The following is an 18,773-nucleotide window of genomic DNA, read 5'->3' as shown; positions in this document are numbered from 1 at the left end:
GCGGGGCGGCGGCAAGTACTTACTCCCGCCTTCGTAGGAACGCACACACCGGCCCGCGGCTCCGGCCTGCAGAAACCGCCAGTAGAATCCGGACACGTGACTGCTGTGTCTGCGAAGCCTCGCATCCCCAATGTCCTGGCCGGCCGCTATGCCTCCACCGAGCTGGCCGTCCTCTGGTCCCCCGAGCAGAAGGTGAAGCTGGAACGTCAGCTGTGGCTGGCGGTGCTGCGCGCTCAGAAGGATCTCGGGATCGAGGTCCCCGACGCCGCGCTGGCCGACTACGAGCGAGTGATCGACCAGGTCGACCTGGCCTCGATCGCCGAACGCGAGAAGATCACCCGCCATGACGTGAAGGCGCGCATCGAGGAGTTCAACGCCCTCGCCGGCCACGAGCAGGTCCACAAGGGCATGACGTCCCGGGACCTCACCGAGAACGTGGAACAGCTGCAGATCCGGCTCTCGCTGGAGCTCATGCGGGACCGTACGGTCGCGGTCCTGGCCCGGCTCGGCAAGCTGGCGGCCGAATACCGTGAGCTGGTCCTGGCGGGTCGCTCGCACAACGTCGCAGCCCAGGCGACCACGCTGGGCAAGCGCTTCGCGACCGCGGCGGATGAGCTGCTGGTGGCGTACGGGCGTCTGGAGGACCTGCTGGGCAGGTACCCGCTGCGAGGCATCAAGGGTCCGGTCGGCACGGCGCAGGACATGCTGGACCTGCTCGGCGGTGACGCCGGGAAGCTCGCGGAACTGGAACAGCGGATCGCTGGACATCTCGGATTCGCGCAGGCCTTCACCTCCGTCGGCCAGGTCTACCCCCGCTCGCTCGACTACGACGTGGTGACCGCGCTGGTCCAGCTGGCGGCGGCGCCGTCGTCGGTGGCCAAGACCATTCGGCTGATGGCCGGACACGAGCTCGTGACCGAAGGCTTCAAGCCCGGTCAGGTCGGTTCGTCCGCGATGCCGCACAAGATGAACACCCGCTCCTGCGAGCGCGTCAACGGGTTGATGGTGATTCTGCGCGGCTACGCGTCGATGACGGGTGAACTGGCGGGCGATCAGTGGAACGAGGGAGACGTGTCCTGCTCCGTCGTGCGCCGGGTGGCTCTGCCGGACGCCTTCTTCGCGTTCGACGGTCTGCTGGAGACCTTCCTCACCGTGCTGGACGAGTTCGGCGCGTTTCCCGCCGTCGTGGCACGTGAACTGGACCGCTACCTGCCGTTCCTCGCCACGACCAAGGTCCTCATGGGTGCCGTGCGCGCCGGCGTCGGACGCGAGGTCGCCCACGAGGCCATCAAGGAGAACGCGGTGGCCTCGGCTCTCGCCATGCGGGAGCAGGGCGCCGAACGCAACGAACTGCTGGACAAGCTGGCCGCCGACGAGCGTATTCCGCTGGACCGTGAGCAGCTCGACGCTCTGATGGCCGACAAGCTCTCGTTCACCGGTGCGGCCGGGGACCAGGTCACCGCGCTGGTCTCCAGGATCGAGGAGATCACCAAGCAGCACCCGGAAGCTGCCGGCTACGCTCCCGGCTCCATCCTCTGACATCGTCGGCCTTCCTGTCGGATGACTCCTGAGGAGCTTCTCGCCGCCCGCGACCGCGTCGTTCCCGACGTGGTCGCGGGCGGCCTGATCGTGCTTTTCTGCGGTATCAACCCCAGCCTCACGTCTGCTGCCACGGGCCACCACTTCGCTCACCCCGGCAACCGTTTCTGGCCTGTGCTCCATCAGTCCGGCTTCACCCCTCGGCGGCTCCGGCCGGCGGAACAGGCCGAGCTGCCGCAGTACGGACTGGGCATCACGAACGTGGTCGCGAGAGCCAGCGCCCGAGCCGACGAGATCAGCGCGGACGAGTTCCGGAAGGGCGGGAAGTCGCTCGCGGCCAAGGTGGAGAAGCTGGGTCCGGAGTGGCTGGCCGTGGTCGGTGTCACCGCCTACCGCGCGGCCTTCGGCGAACGTCACGCGCGCATCGGTCCGCAGGAGCGGCGCATCGGCGGGGCCAGGGTCTGGGTATTGCCCAACCCCAGTGGTCTCAATGCCCACTGGACCGTATCGACGATGGCGGACGAGTACGCCCGCCTGCGGGCGGCCGCCGGCCCCCACCCGCCGTCGTGACCACCTCTGGCACAGGTATCTTCCGCGCCCCGGTCACGCTCGCCCACGCGGCGCCTGCCTCGCGGGCTGCCGTGCCCCACTGCAGTCCGGCCGCGCGTCACCGAGGCGCTGTGCGCACAGCTCAGGCGTCCGGCGGCCAAGCCCTGCCTCCCCGCACGCGCTGCCACCTCACAGGCGCAGGCTGCCCACAAGCTCGGGCTGCCCGGTTGCGGCATACCCGGATGCAGCCAGGGAGTCTCAGGCCCGCCCTGCCCAGGCTTGTCTCGTGCCGTCCAGGCACCTGCTCCCCTCCTTCGCCGGCCCGCCACCCCATCTCAAGGTCCCGGGGCTTTTCGCTGTCTCCGGGCTCTGTGTGCTCTCCCGGCTCTGTGAGCTCTGTGAGCTCTGTGAGCTCTCCGGGGACTCCCATAGGACTTCCCGCGTGACAAGGCGGCTTGCCACAATGCGGCCGGTTTCGAGGACGCGGCGACCGTGCCGGCGTCACGGCGTCACGTCCCCGGCGGGCCCGCACCGCTGTGCCGACTCTCAGGTCTGCGGCCCGGGTCGGGCAGCTGCCGTCTCGGCGAGGACGGACTTTCGGCCGTCGCCGCGCTCAGGGCGGGTCGACCTGAGTCACCAGCGCACTCAACTCGCAGCCGAGTCCCTGCTCCTGTCCATGGAGAACCAGAGCTATCCAACGCTCGCCGACCCGCCACAACAGGAGATACTCGCAACTCGCTACGGGGTCGGCCCACGGCTCCGCTATCTCCTCTCCCGCGGTCATCCGCTCCCGCGCGCTCCACAGGCTGACGACATCGGGTGCGCCCCAGCGCAGAGTGAGCAACGTGCTCAGGGCGTCATATGCCGCCAGGCAGGACGCCCTTCGCTCGACCCACTCCGCTTCGTCAGCGTCCGGTTGTTGTTCCGCGTCGCCGTCTTCTTGCCCCCGCTGCACCTCCTCGCCGTGCAGGTACACCGTGTGGAACCCCGGTCCGCTGACTCCCGAGCCCTGTACGACACGCTCCGAGGGGAACTCCCTGGTGCACAGACCGTCGATGAGGCGGAGGTGGTTTGCGGTGGTCATACCGTCAGTAAACCTGCTGCCACTGACACATGAGCGTCCACCTCACGTCTCCGAACCACCCGCGTCCGCCCATGGGGAAGACCTCTGCGGCGTCCCGCCCGGGGAGATGGCCCCTGGCCGCCACCGTCAGGCGTCCCTGTTCCGCATGGTCCACCAACCGAGGACCAGCGCCAGGGTGGTCCATCCGGCGGTGATGGCCAGCCCCTCCCAGGGACCGAGGTTCCCAGGGGGATCTTGGTGCAGCAGCAACTGTCCCGCTCGGTCCGGCAGGTACTGGGCGACCGCTCCCAGGGCGTCACCCATCACGAAGGACGCGATGAGGACGAAGGGGATGAGGACGCTCAGTACGGCCACCGCACTGCGCAACGTCGCCGTCAGCCCTGCGGCCAACAGGGCCATGAGGGCGAGATAGACGCCTCCCCCGAAAGCCGCTCGGGCGACCCCTGGCTCCCGCAGCCCGATCGCGTACTCGCCCGTGAACATCTGCCCGATCACGAATATGACGAAGCTGGTAACCAGCCCCACGACGAGAGCAAGCCCACCGATCACCGATATCTTCGCGGCGTAGAGGAGGCCCCGGCGAGGGACGGCCGCGAGTGAGATCCGCAGAGCGCCGTTCAGGAACTCTGACGAGACTGCCGTCGCTCCGAAGCTGATGGCAGCGATCTGCCCGAAGTTCAGCGCATAGAACGCGGAGAAAACCGGGTCGGCGTGTGTCTGCGCGGCCTCCGCTTGACCGACGGTCGAGGACGTGAGCACGGTGACACCGAGTGAAACGGCGAAAATCGCCGTCAGCGTTCCGGTGACAGATCTCAGGGACGTGATTTTGACCCATTCGGAGCGCAGGACCGCAGTGATCGGCATGGCCATGTGATCAGGCCCCCTCAGAGCCGGCGGAGGTACGCGCGGCCGCCTTGAACTCCCCCTCGTGGGAGGTGAGGTCGAAATAAGCTTGTTCCAAGGTGGCTCTTTCATCGGCAAGTTCGAGAAGGGCGATGCCCGCGGTGGCGGCCGCAGCACCTATTTCCTCGGCCGTGGCCCCTACGACACTGCACGACCCGTCCTCCCTCGGCGTCGGCGTGTACCCCAGGCGGGCCAACATGTCGTTCATGCGACCCACTTCGGTCGAGCGCAACCGGACGGCGGGGCTGGTCCACGATGTCAGGAACTCCTGCATTGGCAGGTCGGCGAGCAGCCTGCCTCTTCCCATCACCACCAGGTGGTCCGCGAACGACGAGGTCTCGTGCATCAAGTGGCTTGATACCAGGACCGTCCGGCCCTCCCTTGCCAGCCTGTGCACCAGCTCGCGGATCCAGACGATCCCTTCCGGGTCGAGTCCGTTGGTCGGCTCGTCGAGCATGACCACGTCCGGGTCCCCGAGAAGCACCGCCGCGATACCGAGCCTCTGCCGCATACCGAGCGAGAACGTCCTTATCCTCCGACCACGGACCGATGTGAGGCCCGCCTCCTCGATCACCTCGTCGACCCTGCTGCACGCTATGCCGTTACTCGTAGCCAGAGTCAGAAGGTGGCTGCGCGGGGTCCGCGAGCCGTGCGCCGCCCCGGCGTCGAGCAGGACACCGACCCGGCAGAGCGGCTTGTCGAATGAGGCATAGGCGTGTCCATCGATCGTGCTCCGGCCGCCGGAAGGACGGTCGAGGCCGAGGATGAGCCGCATGGTGGTGGACTTCCCCGCCCCGTTGGGGCCGAGAAACCCGGTCACCCGGCCAGGGCGCACAGTGAATGTGAGGTGGTCGACGGCGCGGGTCGATCCGAAGTCCTTCGTGAGTTCGTGAAGCTCGATGCTGGTCATGACCTCAGACTGGCTGCCGGCCTCCGGTCTGCGCCTCCCCCGGCCGGGTGCTCCGCCTCCCTCGCTCGGGGGAGCCGTCCGGGGCTCGCCGCTGCCACGATGGCACCATGCGCCGCTTAGTCAGACCGTTGACCACGCCCGCCACGTACAGTCGCTGGCTTCACCTGCTCATTCCGACCGCTGTCGTCAGCGTGTGGCTGTTCATCTCCATGGACACTCCCTGGATGCCCCTCCTCTTCGCCGTGCCGGTGGGACTGATCCCCACGATGCGCCTCGCCGAGGGTGTCCAGGCTCAGCTTCTCCTCACACCTGACGAGCGGGGTAGCCCGAACGCCGCTATAGCCGCCGCGCCGGCAAGGACATGGGCTGACCGGTGGCGCACCGTCGCCTGGCTGGAAGTGCGGCTTCTCCTGGCCATTGCGGTCGGCTTTGCGACGATCTGGCTGCCCGCGACCACGGTGGATCTCGCGAGCGCCTCGTTCGGTGCACGCCTGAGCGGTGGCTGGTTGATCGGCGGTACCGGAGCGCGCTGGTTCTGTGCCCTGCTCACTCCGCTGCCGATCGTTCTGATGCTTTTTCTCGTCGTCGGTGCGGGCGAGTTGGCGACGGCTGCCGCGCGTCAGCTGCTCGGGCCATCGTCGACGGAGCGGATGACCGCTCTCGAGGAGCGCGCCGAGCAACTGCTGGAGCGCAACAGGATGGCACGCGAGTTGCACGACTCGATCGGGCACGCCTTGACGATCGCGGTGGTGCAGGCCGGGGCGGCCCGGGCTGCGGGCGATCCAGGCTTCACGGACAGGGCACTGGCCGTCATCGAGGAGACGGGCCGTAACGCTCTGGACGATCTCGAACGGGTGCTGGGCGTGCTCCGCGAAGAGGGCATCCCCGTCAGCGGGCGCCCGACCCTCGTCGAAGCCGATCGCCTGCTGGAATCAGCGCGCGGAGCCGGTGCCGAGATCGACGCGGAGGTGTCAGGTCCACTTGGCAGGGTCCCCGACCCGGTCTCCCGCGAGGGCTTCCGCATCCTCCAGGAGTCGCTCACAAACGTACTGCGTCACGCCGGCAGCGTTCCCGTACGGGTGAGGATCACGGTCGTGGACGATCAGTTGGAGTTGGAGGTCGCCAATCCGCTCGTCGGGCCACCCCGGGGCACCGGTGGCGGCAGCGGCCTGCGCGGCATACGGGAGCGGGCCGCGTTGCTGGGCGGGAAGGCCAGGACCGGGCCGCACGAAGGGGAATGGCTCGTGCACGCGCGCCTCCCCCTGGACCGCATACGCTGACGCGATGCCGGTTAGCGTTCTTCTGGTCGATGACGAGCCCCTGGTTCGCATGGGGTTGCGGGCCGTCCTTGAGGCACAGCCCGATATAGAGGTGGTTGGTGAGGCCTCCGACGGCGCGGCGGTCATCCCTCTCGTCCGCCAGAAGCGACCCGACGTCGTGGCGATGGACGTGCGGATGCCCTTGATGGACGGGATCGAGGCGACCCGGGTGCTGCTGCGCACCGTTCCCGACCCGCCGAAGATCCTGGTGGTGACCACGTTCGAGAACGACGAGTACGTGTACGAGGCACTGCGCGCCGGGGCAGACGGGTTTCTGCTCAAGCGCGCCCGGCCGGCAGAGATCGTGCACGCGGTCCGGTTGGTGGCGGAGGGCGAGTCCCTGCTGTTCCCGGCTGCGGTCCGGCGGCTCGCCGCCGCGTACGGGACCAGCAAGGCCCGTGCCGCGATGGAGAGGGCGGCGCTCACCGAGCGCGAGGCCGCGGTGCTCCGGCTGATGGCACGAGGTCTGTCCAACGCCGAGATCGCGGCCGAGCTCGTCGTCGGCGTGGAGACAGTGAAGACGCATGTCAGCGCTGTCCTGGCGAAAATCGGCGCCCGGGATCGGACCCAGGCCGTGATCGCCGCGTACGAGTCCGGATTCGTTGCCCCGAGCTGACGCAGGTCACCTCTCCATACCGACTGAGGGAGCCGGTCGTCGCAGCCTTGATCAGCGAGTACGATCCGGCAGACACGCACGACCTGGGAGGACACACCGTGGGCCGGCTGACTGGTGGAGACCCGTCTCTCCTGCGGCGGATCAATTCCGCGGTGGTCCTGCGCGCCCTACGAGGGGCCCAGTCACCGACACTCACTGATCTGACCCGCATCACAGGGCTGTCCCGCCCCACGGTCGAAGGTGTCGTGGAAGGTCTCTTCGAGGCGGGCCTGGTCGTCGAGGCGCTGCCCGACGAGAGCGCGGCGCGCCGGCAGGGACGCCCCGCCAGGCGGTTCAGGTTCCGTGCCGAGGCGGGCTACCTGCTGGGAATCGAGATCGGTTCGCACCGGGTGTCCGCGCTGCTGTCGGGCCTCGACGGGCGCGTCGTCGGCGCGGGCTCGCGCGAGGTCTCCGAAAGCGCCGGCGCCGACGACAGACTCGACCAGGTCCGCACGGTCATAGCCGAGGTGCTGCGCCGCACCGGGGTCGCCCGCAGCAGCCTGCGCGCGGTGGGCGTGGGCAGCCCCGGCATCGTCGAGGCCGACGGAACGGTGAGGCTCGGAACGGCACTGCCCGACTGGACGGGCCTCGCGCTCGGAGAGAGGCTGCGGCGCTCCTTCCGCTGCCCCGTGCTCGTGGAGAACGACGCGAATGCCGCCGCGGTGGCCGAGCACTGGAAGGGGGCGGCGACCGAGTCCGACGACATCGTCTTCGTACTGGCAGGCCTGAGTCCGGGGGCGGGTTCGCTGATCGGCGGGCGACTGCACCGGGGGTTCGGCGGTGCGGCCGGCGAGATCGGCGCCTTGCACCTGCTGGGCCGGGATGTCACTCCGGAGCACCTCCTCTCCACGACGGACACGCCACTGGACCCGTTGGACGAACGCGCCGTCGCCGCCGTGTTCGCCAAGGCCCGGGACGGCGAGCCAGGCGCGCAGGCCGCCGTCGAGCGGTTCATCCAGCGGCTCGTCCACGACGTCGCGGCGCTGGTTCTGGCCCTCGACCCGGAACTCGTGGTGATCGGTGGCTGGGCGGCGGGCTTGGACGGCGTACTGGATCCGCTCCGCGACGAACTGGCCCGATACTGTCTGCGGCCGCCTCGGGTGACCCTCTCGCTGCTGGGCGAGGCAGCCGTCGCCACGGGGGCCCTGCGTCTCGCCCTGGACCACGTCGAGGAACAGCTCTTCGCCGTGGACGGGACGGTGACGGCCCGTCGGTGATTCCTCGGTCCGCGCCGGTGGTGCCGGGCCCTGGCCACACCGGTCGTTCCGTTTGATGCCGGGTCACACCGGTCGGTTCCGGTCAATGCCGGGGTCCACCGCCCCGCGACCAGTCCCACCGGCCTGCGACCGTCCGAGCCGGGTTCCACCGGCCACGACGGTGGGTGCCGGGTCCCACCCCCCCGACGGTCAGTGCCGAGCCTCACCGGCCCGCGACGGTCAGTGCCGGGTCGCGCTCAGCTGGCTTCCACTTCATGGGGCGGCTGGCTTCCACTTCGTGGGACGGCCCGGCAGCGGCCGGAAGAAGGCCAGGAAACGCGTGCGTGCACGCACGGGCACCGGAGCCGGGCCCGCACGCATGTCAAGGGCGGCAGTCCAGTGGGCTCGGGCATCCTCCGGAGCCGGACGACGGGCGGCCCACCGCGACGGCCGGGAGCTTCTACGATTGCGGGCATCCCCTGGCCGCGCGCCCCGGTCCGCCACCGGGCGACTGAACGTACAGGACGGGACCGCCGCCCCCGCGCTCCGCAAGGGGCCAGGGGGCTCAGGAGGCCCGTCGCTCGCCCTGTGCCTGTTCCTGGCCTTGGGCTCGGTCCTGATCCTCGTGGCTGATTTCCAGAGCGCCTGAGTCTCCGAAAGTCAGTCGGCAGGTGTCGGCACGATACGTGGCCACGGAGACCGCAGCTGTACCCGAAGCGGCGAAGTAGCGTGTCGTGACCACGAGCACCGGGGCTCCCGGTAGGCGGTCCAGCTCCTTCGCGTCGTCCGCGCGGGCCGAGCCGAGTTCGACCGACCGGTCCTGGCCATCAAGGCCGAGGCGGTGCAGTTCCCGCAGGACGCCTCTGGCCCGCGCCGGGCCGGACGGAGCATCGATGGCCGAGAGCTCCGGCACGGAGGACTGCGGGACGTACAGCAGTTCGGCTGCCACCGCCTGGCCGTGACCTGCCCGGATGCGCCGCACCACGTGCACCGGCTCGTCCGCATCGATGTCCAGTACGGCGGCAACAGCGGCAGGAGCGGGTGCAGTGGTGCATGCGACGGGCTGCCATGCCTGGTCCGCCTCGCCGCCGGCCCACTCACGCTGCGCCGAGGCTACGGCCACACCGACGCGCGGCGGAGCGACGGTCGTACCGACGCCGCGGCGGCGCTGCAACCTGCCTTCGAGCTCCAACTGCTCCAGCGCCTGACGGAGCGTCGCCCTGGCAACACCGAAGCGCGCGGCCAGATCCCGCTCGTTGGGCAGGACCTCTCCCACTGCGAAGTCCGAGTCGAGCGCCTCACTGAGCACGGTCTTGAGGTGCCAGTACTTCGGCTCCTGCACCGATTCCAGCTGTGTGGTCCCCACCCTGTCCTCCGCAATCACCCAGCCGCAATCACCCGGCGGCCATTCCGCGACGTTATTTATTAAAGGTTCTTGTCTTAACGCTCAGACCTTAGGGCGGCGAACCACCTTGGTCAAGACCAATCGTCACCCGGTAACAGAGTGAAACGACCCACTGGCGCAGAGCGTTCACGCGACGTTCGTGTACTGGCGTGCCTGAACTCCGGAAGGCCCGGGCCTCATGGGGCGTGCGTGGTGTCGTGGGGCGCGGCGTGCGGGGCGTGGGCGTGGGACGTGGGCCGTTCGGGCATAGCGCCTGGTGCCTTGGTGCTTGATGCTCGGCGCCCGGTACCTGGCGCCTGGGACGTGAGGCTCGTGAGGCAGCTGCGGCCGACGGCGCCCCCGCCCGGCACGCACCCCGCACGTTGCCCCCGACAGGTCACCCCGGTCGCGGGGGCGGAAAGTGGCGTCCGCATGCCACCCGAGTCCGCCTGCCGGTCTGACCCGAGCCGGGTGGGGAGCCTCGAGCGGCTGCCGCTGCGGCCACCCCCGTCCTGGCCGGCAGGAACGCTGCGGTCGGGAGGTCCGGCCGCAGCCGGCCGGCATCCGACAGGGGTGCGCGAAAGACACCGATAGGCGACCAGACCCATACGTAACCCATCAGTCACAATGTGTTCGTGATCAGGCAACACCGTTCGGTCACAGTGAAGTCATGACTGATGTGACATCTGCGAAGAGCGTCCGCCGCCCGCACCACTGGCGGCGGGATCTGATCGAACTCGCCGCCCTCTTCACGGCGGTAGCCGTGGCCGACGCGATCGCCAACCTGATCGGGCACCAGCCGGACGGCCCCTACCTGCTCGTGGCCTCGGCCGTGGCGCTGACCGCCACGGCGGCGTTCCACACGTGGTGGGCGCGGCGGCACAGTCACGCCCCGCCCCCGGCACCCGGTACGGGCACCGGATGGGAATCCGTGCCCGCCGACCCGGAGACCGGCCGGGACGAGGCGGCCGGCACGGTCCTGTGGCGGATGCGGACCACGGTGCGCGACACCCCGGGGGCACTGGCCGCGCTCTGCATCGCTCTCGCCAGGTACCGGATCGACATCCTCACTCTGCAGACCCACCCGCTCGCCGAGGGCACGGTTGACGAGTTCCTGCTGCGGGCTCCCGCGGGACTTCCGGCCCAGCAGCTCAGCCGGGAGATCTCCGCCGCCGGTGGCTCGTCCACCTGGATCGAGCGGGCGGACGCCCACGACCTGGTGGACACGCCCACCCGGGTACTGGGCCTCGCCACCCGCACGGCGCTGGACGCCGCCGAACTGCCGCTCGCACTGCGGCAGCTCCTCGGCCGGTGCACCATCCACTCGCTGCCGGCCCTGTCGGTCACCGGGCGCCCCACAGGGCAGAGCGCCCCCGTGGAAGGCGTCCTGGAGGAGACGGTGATGCGGCTGCGCGACCCCTCGGGCGGGGTCATCACGGTCGAGCGGCCGTACCTCCCGTTCACCCCGACCGAGTTCGCCCGCGCGCGTGCGCTGGTCGAGCTGGACGCGAGGCTGGGCCCGCGCGTCCCCCGCAGCGAGGACGTCCTCACGCTTCCCGAGGGGAACGAGATCACCGTGCGCCGCGCGGACCGCGGCGACCTCGCCGCAGCCCGCGCCATGCACGACCGCTGCTCGGAGCGCACCCTGGACCTGCGCTACCACGGCCCGGTCCGTGACGCCGACCGCTACCTGGACCACCTGCTGAGCCCGCGGTTCGGCCGGACACTGGCCGTGCAGACGGCGTCCGGCCGCCTCGTGGGGCTCGGCCACCTCCTGTGGGACGGTGACGAGACCGAGGTGGCCCTTCTCGTCGAGGACGACTGGCAGCGCCGGGGCATCGGTTCCGAACTCCTCGGCCGGCTGGTGGCGCTGGCGGTCGAGGCCGGTTGCGAGAGCGTGTACGCCGTCACCCAGGCCCGCAACACGGGGATGGTCGCGGCCATGCGCGCCCTCGCACTCCCGCTCGACTACCAGATCGAGGAGGGCACCCTGGTCATCACCGCCAGGCTGACCGCGTCGCCCGTCCCGGAGTCCTCCCCCGCGCTGCCGCGACCTCCGCACGAGCAGACGGGACAGCACCCTCGGCTCCCTCGCTGAGCGCCTGGCAGAGATCGGCCCAGAGGTCCTCCACGTCCTCCAGCCCGACCGACATCCGCAGCAGGCGGTCACCGACGCCGGCGGCCTGCCGGTCTTCCTCGTCCACGATGCGGTGGCTGATGGAGGCCGGGTGCTGGATCAGTGTGTCCACGCTTCCGAGGCTGACGGCCGGGGTGACGAGCCGGACTCCGGCGATCACCCTGTGCGGATCGCCGTACACCTCGAAGGACACCATGGCCCCGCCCAGTTCCGGGTAGTGCACCCGGGCGATACGGGGGTCGGCCGACAGCCGGCGCGCCAGTTCGGCCGCGCTCGCCGACGCGGCACGGACGCGCACGGGCAGCGTGGACAGCCCGCGCAGCAGCAGGTAGCCGGCCAGCGGGTGCAGTACACCGCCGGTGGCGAACCGCACCTGCCGCAGCGTCGCCGCGAACTCCTCGTCGCAGGCGACGACGCCGCCCATCACGTCGCCGTGTCCACCGAGGTACTTGGTGGCGCTGTGCAGCACGATCCGGGCACCGTGTTCGACCGGCCGCTGCAGTACGGGCGTGGCGAAGGTGTTGTCGACGAGCAGGGGGACGGAGCCGCAGGAGTGGGCCACGGCCCGGATGTCGATCTCGGCGAGCGTGGGGTTGGCGGGCGTCTCCACCATCACCAGGCCCGTGTCCGGGCGGATGGCCTCGGCGATCCCCGCCGGGTCGGTCCAGGTGACCTCGGTGCCGAGCAGACCCGCGCCGAGCAGGTGGTCGCTGCAACCGTAGAGCGGGCGCACCGCGACGACGTGCCGCAGGCCCACACCGGCGCGGGCCAGCAGGACAGCGGTCAGTGCGGCCATTCCGCTGGCGAACGCGACGGCGCTCGCCGCACCTTCCAGCCGGGCCAGTGCCGTCTCGAACCGGGCCGTCGTCGGGTTGTCCAGACGGGCGTAGACGGGCGGCCCGTCCGGTGCGGCTCCGGTGGCGGCGAAGGCGTCGATGCGCTCGGCCTCGCCCCGGGAGTCGTAGGACGGGTAGGTGGTGGACAGGTCGATCGGCGCGGCGTGCAGGCCGAGAGAGGCGAGATCGTCGCGTCCGGCGTGCACGGCTTCGGTGGCGAGCGCCCTGGACCGGAAGGGGGCCGGGGGTGTCAGCGGTGAGGCTTCTGTGTCCATGTCACCACTCTGAACAGGGAACGGCCGGACTCGCGGGATGACCGTGTTACGTTCGGCCCATGCCTGAATCCGTCGCTCTGGACCCGGTGGATCTCCACATTCTGCGACTCCTTCAGAACGATGCTCGGATGACGTATCGGGACCTCGCCGCCGAGGTCGGCGTGGCCCCGTCGACGTGTCTGGACCGGGTGGCCCGGCTGCGCCGCGCCGGGGTGATTCTGGGGCATCAGCTGCGGCTCGACCCGGCGCGGCTGGGCCGCGGTCTGGAGGCGCTGCTCCTGGTCCAGGTGCGCCCGCACCGCCGGGAGCTCATCGGGCCGTTCGTCGAACGGATCCGGGCAATCCCGGAGTCCCGCGCGCTCTTCCATCTCACCGGTCCGGACGACTACCTGGTCCATGTGGCCGTCGCCGGCACCGCGGACCTGCAGCGGCTGGTGCTGGACGAGTTCACCTCCCGCCGCGAGGTGGCACGGGTGGAGACCAGGCTCATCTTCCAGCAGTGGGAGTGCGGTCCCCTGCTGCCGCCGGTGGAGGACGCGCGGATTCCGGCGGGCGACGCACGCGGTCGTGGGGCTGCGCCACCGCCACCGGACACCTCGCGGCGGTGACCGCCGGCCACGGCGACCCGGGACACCGGACAGCGCCCGCACTGCCGCCCGCGGCGGTCTCCATGCCGTGCGTTCACGCCAGGTCGACTTTCCATACCCGTGACGCGGGCCCCTCCGCCGTACGAGGATGTCTCCATGTCAGATACACCGAGCAGCGCGCTGCCGCGCCAGGTCGCCGACGCCTACGTCGACGCATTCATCGAACTCGACCCGATCACCGGTACGTACCTCGGTGTCGCGGAAAGCTCTCGCCGGCTGCCCGACTTCTCGCCCGCCGGTCAGGACGCCCTGGCGGAGCTCATCCGCAGCACCCTGCTGGACCTCGACGCGGCCGAGCAGGTTCCCGGCGCCGAGTCCGAGGAGGAGCGGCGCTGCGCGCGCCTTCTGCGGGAACGGCTGACGGCCGAACTCGCCGTCCACGAGGCCGACGAGGGTCTGAGGGCCGTCTCCAACATCCATTCCCCGGTGCACAGCCTCCGTGAGGTGTTCACCGCCACCCCCACCGCCACCGAAGAGGACTGGGCGGACGTCGTGACGCGGCTGCGGGCGGTCCCCGGCGCGCTGGAGGGGTACCGCGCCTCACTGGCGCTCGGTCTGGAGCGCAAGCTGTACGCGGGCCCGCGTCCCACCGCCACCTTCATCGGGCAACTGGGCGCGTGGGCCGGGGACGACGGTGCCGGCTTCTTCCAGGACTTCGTCGCTCAGGGACCGGACGCGCTGCGGAAGGATCTGGACGAGGCCGCCGGGCAGGCCGCCGCGGGGCTCGTCGCTCTGCGTGACTGGTTGCGCGAGGTGTACGCACCCGCGATCGAGGGCGCTCCCGACACCGTGGGCCGCGAGCGCTACGCCCGCTGGGCGCGTCAGTTCAACGGCACGGACCTCGATCTGGACGAGGCGTACGCGTACGGTTGGTCCGAGTACCACCGCCTCCTGGCCGAGATGCGGGCGGAGGCCGCCAAGATCCTTCCCGGTGCGGGGCCCTGGGAGGCGCTCGCCCATCTCGACGTGCACGGCAAGCACATCGAGGGTGTGGAGGAGGTCCGGGTCTGGCTGCAGGGCATCATGGACGAGGCGATCGAGGCCCTGGACGGCACCCACTTCGAACTCGCCGAGCGGGTACGCAGGGTGGAGTCCAGGATCGCTCCCGCGGGCGGGGCCGCCGCCCCCTACTACACCGGTCCGTCCGAGGACTTCTCGCGCCCCGGCCGCACCTGGCTGCCCACCATGGGGCAGACCCGTTTCCCGGTGTACGACCTCGTGTCCACCTGGTACCACGAGGGTGTCCCGGGGCATCACCTGCAGATCGCGCAGTGGACGCACGTCGCCGAGAGCCTTTCGCGGTACCAGGCGTCCATCGGCCAGGTCAGCGCGAACGCCGAGGGCTGGGCTCTGTACGCGGAGCGGCTGATGGACGAGCTGGGCTTCCTGCCCGACGCCGAACGCAGGCTCGGCTACCTGGACGCGCAGATGATGCGGGCCTGCCGGGTGATCGTGGACATCGGCATGCACCTGGAGCTCGAGATCCCGGCCGATTCGCCGTTCCACCCGGGTGAGCGGTGGACGCCGGATCTGGCACAGGAGTTCTTCGCCAGCCACAGCGGCCGGCCGGCCGACTTCGTGGAGAGCGAGCTGACGCGCTATCTGTCGATGCCGGGTCAGGCCATCGGATACAAGCTGGGTGAGCGCGCCTGGCTGCTGGGCCGCGAGAACGCCCGCAAGGCGCACGGCGAGGCGTTCGATCTCAAGGCCTGGCACATGGCCGCCCTCTCGCAGGGGTCACTGGGACTGGACGATCTGGTGGACGAGCTGTCGAGGCTCTGACCGCGGTGGTGGCGGCCCGTCCCGATCCGTGTCACCGGGCCGGGCCGTCCGCCCGGGCGCCCGCCCGCCGCCAGCACCCCTCCGCCCGCCCGCTTCCTCCCGCCGCACCCACACGGATCGAGACACGAGTCCCTTGCCGCCGTCCACCTTCCTCTTCTGCCGCGACCCGCTGCGCCCGGGCCGTCCGGATCCCGTGTTCGCCCGGGAGGCTGCCGCGGCGCGGGAGGCCGGTGCCCAGGTCGTCCTGCTCGACCACGACGCACTGCTGGCCGGGGACGTGACGGCAGCCCTGGGCCGGGCGGGGCGAGCACCAGGTGCGTACCGGTACCGGGGCTGGATGATTCCGGCGGACCGGTACGAGGAGCTGGAGCGGGCACTCGCCGCCCGTGGCTGCTCCCTCCTGACGAGCGCCGCCGACTACCGCAGGGCGCACGAACTCCCGGGCTGGTACGACACGTTCGCGTCGCTGACGCCGCGCAGCGTGTGGTGCGACCTGCCCGCCGGATCCGATCCGCCCGGGCCCGCCTTCTGGTCCGGGCTGGCCGGCCGGCTGGGTTCCGGACCCGGCATCGTGAAGGATTTCGTGAAGTCCCGCAAGCACGAGTGGCTGGAGGCGTGCTTCGTCCCGGAGTTGTCCGACACGGCCCGGCTCGTCTCCGTCGTCGAACGGTTCGCCGAGCTCCAGGGTGAGCACCTGACCGGGGGCGTGGTCCTGCGCGCCTACGAACCGTTCCTGCCCGGCGGTGAGGCACGCGTGTGGTGGGTGGACGGGTCGCCGGTCCTCGTGACCGCCCACCCGGACACGCCCGGCCGGATCGGGACACCGGCGCTCGCTGCCGTCGGCGAGGCCGTGCGCCGTCTCGGCTGCCGCTGGGTGACGACCGACCTGGCGTTGCGGGAGGACGAGGTGTGGCGGGTGGTCGAGGTGGGGGACGGCCAGGTGAGCGGGCTGCCGGCCGGTGAGGACGGCGAAAGCCTGTTCGCCGCCCTCGTGGGGCGCTGAGCCGGTCCGTGGCCGGGCCGCCGGCTCAGCAGCCGCAGTCCTCCCCCTCGGCCGGCGCCGTCAGCGGGTCGGCGGTGCGCCGCCGCTCTCCCTCCCGGGTCTCGAAGGGGAAGCCCTCTCGCACCCAGTACTCGAAACCGCCGAGCATCTCCTTGACCTGGTGGCCGAGTTCGGCGAGGGCGAGCGCGGCACGGGTCGCGCCGTTGCAGCCCGGCCCCCAGCAGTAGACGACCACGGGGGTGGCCGGGTCGAGGAGAGCGGCCGCCCGCTCTGCGACGAGAGCGGTCGGCAGGTGCACGGCGCCCGGTATGCGGCCCTGGTCCCAGGCGGCGGCCGACCGCGAGTCCAGGACGACGAAACCGGGGTCACCGCCGGCCAGGAGTGCGGCGGCGACGTCCGAGACGTCCGCGTGGAAGGCGAGTGAGGCGCCGAAGTACGCGACGGCGGCCGCCGGTGAGGCGGGCGGGACGGCCAGGACGGGGTGACCGGCAGTGCTGCGCTGGGATGTCATGACGGGAAATCTACGGTCAGCCGTCCAGCACCGGAACCGATGATCCCCGGCACTTCGCTTGATCGGCAGCGGAAAACCCGGTTGTCTGTGACCGTGACCGACTATTCCCCGGACGCCACGGACTGGCGCATTCTCGATGTCCTGCAACGCGACGGCCGGGCGACGTTCGCGGAGCTGGCCCGTGCTGTGGCGATGTCACCGAGCGCCGTCACGGAGCGCGTGCGCCGTCTCGAAGAGGCGGGGGTGATCAGCGGGTACTCGGCGGTGGTCGACCCGGAGCGGCTCGGGCTGCCGATCCTGGCCCTGGTGCGGCTGCGCTACCCGAACGGCAACTACAAGCCGTTCCACGACCTCACGGAGACGACACCCGAGATCGTGGAGGCCCACCACGTGACCGGGGACGACTGCTTCGTGCTGAAGGTGACCGCCCGGTCGATGCGTCATCTGGAGGAGGTGACGGGGCGGATCGGCGCGCTGGGCGCGGTGACGACCAGCATCGTGTACTCCTCGCCTCTCCCCCGGCGGCCGATCAGCCGCTGAGCGCGCCCGGAGCACGGTGGCGGACCGCCGATCCGTGGCGCTCCTTCACCACTTCGAGCTGGGCGGGGATCCGGCGGCGCAGGTCGGCCACGTGGCTGACGATGCCGACGCTGCGGTCCCGTTCTCGCAGCGTGTCAAGGACGTCGAGCACCTCGTCCAGGGTCTGGTCGTCCAGGCTGCCGAAGCCCTCGTCGATGAAGAGGGTGTCCAGCCGTACGCCGCCGGCCTCGTCGGTCACGACGTCGGCGAGGCCGAGGGCCAGGGCGAGTGAGGCGAAGAAGGTCTCGCCGCCGGACAGGGTGGCGGTGTCGCGCTCCCGGCCCGTCCACGCGTCGACGACGTGCAGGCCGAGCCCGGCCCTGCGGCCGCCACTGCGCGCGTCGGAGTGCACGAGGGTGTAGCGGCCCGACGACATCCGCCGCAGACGGGCCGTCGCCGCGGCCGCGACCTGTTCGAGGCGTGCCGCGAGTACGTACGCCTCCAGCCGCATCCTGCGCTCGTTGTCGGCGGACGTGCCCGCGGTGAGTCCGGCGAGACGGGCCACCCGCCCGTATTCCAGACGCAACGGTCCCAAGGCGCGCACCTCGTCCGCCGTCCGCGCCGAGAGCCGGTCGAGCTGCTCGCAGCGCTCCTTCGCCGCGGACAGGGCTGCCGCGCCGTCGCGCAGCGACCGCGCGGACAGGTCGTACGCGGCCTGCGCGGACCCGGGGTCGGCGGGGGGCCGCCCGGCGGCGGACCGGGCGTCCTCCTCGGTGAGCCGGTCCGCGACGGCCGCGGCCTCCGCCTGCCACGCGTCGATCCGGTGCTGCAGTTCCCGCTGGGCGGTGTCGCTCAGGAGCTTCGCCGCGGCGGCCTGGGGAGTGGGGAACCCGGCCCGGAAGGCCGCGTCGGCGAGGCGTCCGTCCGCCTCCTTGAGCCGCCCGGCGGCTCGCTGTTCGGTGCGGAGGTCCTCCGTCGCCTCGGCGAGCAGGGTGACCTGTCGCTCCAGGACCGCCGCGTGCGCGGCCACCGAGACGAAAGCGCCTCTGGCCTGGAACAGTTCGGCGGCGAGCACGGACCGCTCCCGATCCAGCGCCTCCCGCTGCGAGATGCGGGCCGCGGCACGCCGCTCGGCCTGCCGGCGGTCCTCCAGCCGCTTCAGGTGCTCGCGCTCGGCTGCGGCGAGGGCCTCCCTGGCCGCGTGCATCCCCGCGGCCAGGCGGTGCGCGTCCGCGTGCTCCCTCGTCAGCGCGGTGACGGCCTCCTGGAGAGCCGGCACCGCAGTGTCCGGGCCGTGAGGGACCCGCCCGGCCGGGTCCTCCTGGGGCGGGACGCCCGCCCCAGGGGCGTGCTGTCCCGAACCGGGCGCCTGCCCCCCGCCTGCGGGCCCCGGCTCACCGGGCCCCTCCCCCGCTCCCGACGCCTCCGCCCGCGCCGTGGCGTGCCGTTCGCGCAGGAGTTCCACCTCGCGTTCCGCGTCCGCCCGCGCACTGTCGGCGCGGCGGTGGTCCGCGAGGGCGGCCT

General features: G+C 71.1%; 17 protein-coding genes. 10 read left to right on the top strand and 7 right to left on the bottom strand.

What is annotated here, in order from left to right:
* The first annotated feature begins 96 nt into the window (after window positions 1-96).
* Window positions 97-1,539, top strand: a complete 1,443-nt coding sequence (gene purB / locus ABZ371_RS08865) for an adenylosuccinate lyase (protein WP_358675541.1) — start codon at window positions 97-99, stop codon at window positions 1,537-1,539.
* Between the two features lie 21 nt (window positions 1,540-1,560).
* Window positions 1,561-2,109 (top strand): G/U mismatch-specific DNA glycosylase, encoded by a 549-nt coding sequence (gene mug, locus ABZ371_RS08860; protein ID WP_358675538.1) that lies wholly within the window; start codon window positions 1,561-1,563, stop codon window positions 2,107-2,109.
* 592 nt (window positions 2,110-2,701) lie between these two features.
* Here mug and ABZ371_RS08855 read toward each other — a convergent pair.
* The 3 genes from ABZ371_RS08855 to ABZ371_RS08845 form a co-directional block, all read right to left on the bottom strand.
* On the bottom strand, window positions 2,702-3,172 hold the full coding sequence (locus ABZ371_RS08855) for a hypothetical protein (RefSeq protein ID WP_358675535.1): 471 nt from the start codon (window positions 3,170-3,172) through the stop codon (window positions 2,702-2,704).
* Window positions 3,173-3,298: 126 nt separating this feature from the next.
* On the bottom strand, window positions 3,299-4,042 hold the full coding sequence (locus ABZ371_RS08850) for an ABC transporter permease (protein WP_358675533.1): 744 nt from the start codon (window positions 4,040-4,042) through the stop codon (window positions 3,299-3,301).
* Between the two features lie 4 nt (window positions 4,043-4,046).
* The gene (locus ABZ371_RS08845) at window positions 4,047-4,985 is read right to left on the bottom strand and encodes an ATP-binding cassette domain-containing protein (protein ID WP_358675531.1); all 939 of its coding nucleotides are present in this window, start codon (window positions 4,983-4,985) and stop codon (window positions 4,047-4,049) included.
* 107 nt (window positions 4,986-5,092) lie between these two features.
* Here ABZ371_RS08845 and ABZ371_RS08840 point away from each other — a divergent pair, with 107 nt between their 5' ends.
* From ABZ371_RS08840 to ABZ371_RS08830, 3 genes are all read left to right on the top strand, one after another.
* Window positions 5,093-6,265 carry a histidine kinase gene (locus ABZ371_RS08840; protein ID WP_358675528.1) on the top strand — a complete coding sequence of 391 codons (1,173 nt, stop codon included), beginning with the start codon at window positions 5,093-5,095 and terminating at the stop codon, window positions 6,263-6,265.
* Window positions 6,266-6,269: 4 nt separating this feature from the next.
* Window positions 6,270-6,920: a response regulator transcription factor gene (locus ABZ371_RS08835; protein ID WP_358675525.1), complete on the top strand. Its 651-nt coding sequence runs from the start codon at window positions 6,270-6,272 to the stop codon at window positions 6,918-6,920.
* Between the two features lie 98 nt (window positions 6,921-7,018).
* Complete coding sequence (locus tag ABZ371_RS08830; protein ID WP_358675522.1) at window positions 7,019-8,176, top strand: ROK family protein; 1,158 nt, start codon at window positions 7,019-7,021, stop codon at window positions 8,174-8,176.
* A 544-nt stretch (window positions 8,177-8,720) separates the two neighbouring features.
* On the opposite strand, the gene ABZ371_RS08825 is transcribed toward ABZ371_RS08830, so the two are convergent.
* Window positions 8,721-9,521, bottom strand: coding sequence for a GntR family transcriptional regulator (locus tag ABZ371_RS08825; RefSeq protein ID WP_358675519.1), 801 nt, complete (start codon window positions 9,519-9,521; stop codon window positions 8,721-8,723).
* Between the two features lie 697 nt (window positions 9,522-10,218).
* Here ABZ371_RS08825 and ABZ371_RS08820 point away from each other — a divergent pair.
* The gene (locus ABZ371_RS08820; protein WP_358675574.1) at window positions 10,219-11,637 is read left to right on the top strand and encodes a GNAT family N-acetyltransferase; all 1,419 of its coding nucleotides are present in this window, start codon (window positions 10,219-10,221) and stop codon (window positions 11,635-11,637) included.
* Here ABZ371_RS08820 and ABZ371_RS08815 read toward each other — a convergent pair.
* Complete coding sequence (locus ABZ371_RS08815; protein ID WP_358675517.1) at window positions 11,537-12,787, bottom strand: PLP-dependent transferase; 1,251 nt, start codon at window positions 12,785-12,787, stop codon at window positions 11,537-11,539. The genes ABZ371_RS08820 and ABZ371_RS08815 overlap by 101 nt on opposite strands.
* 59 nt (window positions 12,788-12,846) lie before the next feature.
* Between ABZ371_RS08815 and ABZ371_RS08810 the strand changes: the two genes are divergently transcribed.
* The 3 genes from ABZ371_RS08810 to ABZ371_RS08800 all read left to right on the top strand — a co-directional run bounded on the left by ABZ371_RS08810 (window position 12,847) and on the right by ABZ371_RS08800 (window position 16,219).
* On the top strand, window positions 12,847-13,395 hold the full coding sequence (locus tag ABZ371_RS08810; RefSeq protein ID WP_358675515.1) for an Lrp/AsnC family transcriptional regulator: 549 nt from the start codon (window positions 12,847-12,849) through the stop codon (window positions 13,393-13,395).
* A gap of 135 nt (window positions 13,396-13,530) precedes the next feature.
* Window positions 13,531-15,216, top strand: coding sequence for a DUF885 domain-containing protein (locus ABZ371_RS08805; RefSeq protein ID WP_358675513.1), 1,686 nt, complete (start codon window positions 13,531-13,533; stop codon window positions 15,214-15,216).
* 133 nt (window positions 15,217-15,349) lie between these two features.
* Entirely contained in the window at window positions 15,350-16,219 is an 870-nt protein-coding gene (locus ABZ371_RS08800; protein WP_358675510.1) for an ATP-grasp domain-containing protein, read from the top strand.
* A 25-nt stretch (window positions 16,220-16,244) separates the two neighbouring features.
* On the opposite strand, the gene ABZ371_RS08795 is transcribed toward ABZ371_RS08800, so the two are convergent.
* A complete protein-coding gene (locus tag ABZ371_RS08795; RefSeq protein ID WP_358675507.1) occupies window positions 16,245-16,730 on the bottom strand; it encodes a rhodanese-like domain-containing protein in 486 nt (161 codons plus the stop codon).
* 93 nt (window positions 16,731-16,823) lie between these two features.
* Here ABZ371_RS08795 and ABZ371_RS08790 point away from each other — a divergent pair, with 93 nt between their 5' ends.
* On the top strand, window positions 16,824-17,270 hold the full coding sequence (locus ABZ371_RS08790) for an Lrp/AsnC family transcriptional regulator (protein WP_358675504.1): 447 nt from the start codon (window positions 16,824-16,826) through the stop codon (window positions 17,268-17,270).
* On the opposite strand, the gene ABZ371_RS08785 is transcribed toward ABZ371_RS08790, so the two are convergent.
* Window positions 17,260-18,773: SbcC/MukB-like Walker B domain-containing protein (locus tag ABZ371_RS08785; protein WP_358675501.1), on the bottom strand; the 1,514-nt coding region annotated here is incomplete at its 5' end. The genes ABZ371_RS08790 and ABZ371_RS08785 overlap by 11 nt on opposite strands.

Source organism: Streptomyces sp. NPDC005899, assembly GCF_040629645.1.
Classification (GTDB): domain Bacteria; phylum Actinomycetota; class Actinomycetes; order Streptomycetales; family Streptomycetaceae; genus Streptomyces.
This window is presented reverse-complemented; position numbering and strand designations above follow the sequence as displayed.

Coding starts and splice junctions, on each gene's coding strand:
- mug (WP_358675538.1), top strand. CDS start 1,561: ATGACTCCTGAGGAGCTTCTCGCCGCCCGCGACCGCGTCGTTCCCGAC.
- ABZ371_RS08855 (WP_358675535.1), bottom strand. CDS start 3,172: ATGACCACCGCAAACCACCTCCGCCTCATCGACGGTCTGTGCACCAGG.
- ABZ371_RS08850 (WP_358675533.1), bottom strand. CDS start 4,042: ATGGCCATGCCGATCACTGCGGTCCTGCGCTCCGAATGGGTCAAAATC.
- ABZ371_RS08845 (WP_358675531.1), bottom strand. CDS start 4,985: ATGACCAGCATCGAGCTTCACGAACTCACGAAGGACTTCGGATCGACC.
- ABZ371_RS08840 (WP_358675528.1), top strand. CDS start 5,093: ATGCGCCGCTTAGTCAGACCGTTGACCACGCCCGCCACGTACAGTCGC.
- ABZ371_RS08835 (WP_358675525.1), top strand. CDS start 6,270: ATGCCGGTTAGCGTTCTTCTGGTCGATGACGAGCCCCTGGTTCGCATG.
- ABZ371_RS08815 (WP_358675517.1), bottom strand. CDS start 12,787: ATGGACACAGAAGCCTCACCGCTGACACCCCCGGCCCCCTTCCGGTCC.
- ABZ371_RS08810 (WP_358675515.1), top strand. CDS start 12,847: ATGCCTGAATCCGTCGCTCTGGACCCGGTGGATCTCCACATTCTGCGA.
- ABZ371_RS08805 (WP_358675513.1), top strand. CDS start 13,531: ATGTCAGATACACCGAGCAGCGCGCTGCCGCGCCAGGTCGCCGACGCC.
- ABZ371_RS08795 (WP_358675507.1), bottom strand. CDS start 16,730: ATGACATCCCAGCGCAGCACTGCCGGTCACCCCGTCCTGGCCGTCCCG.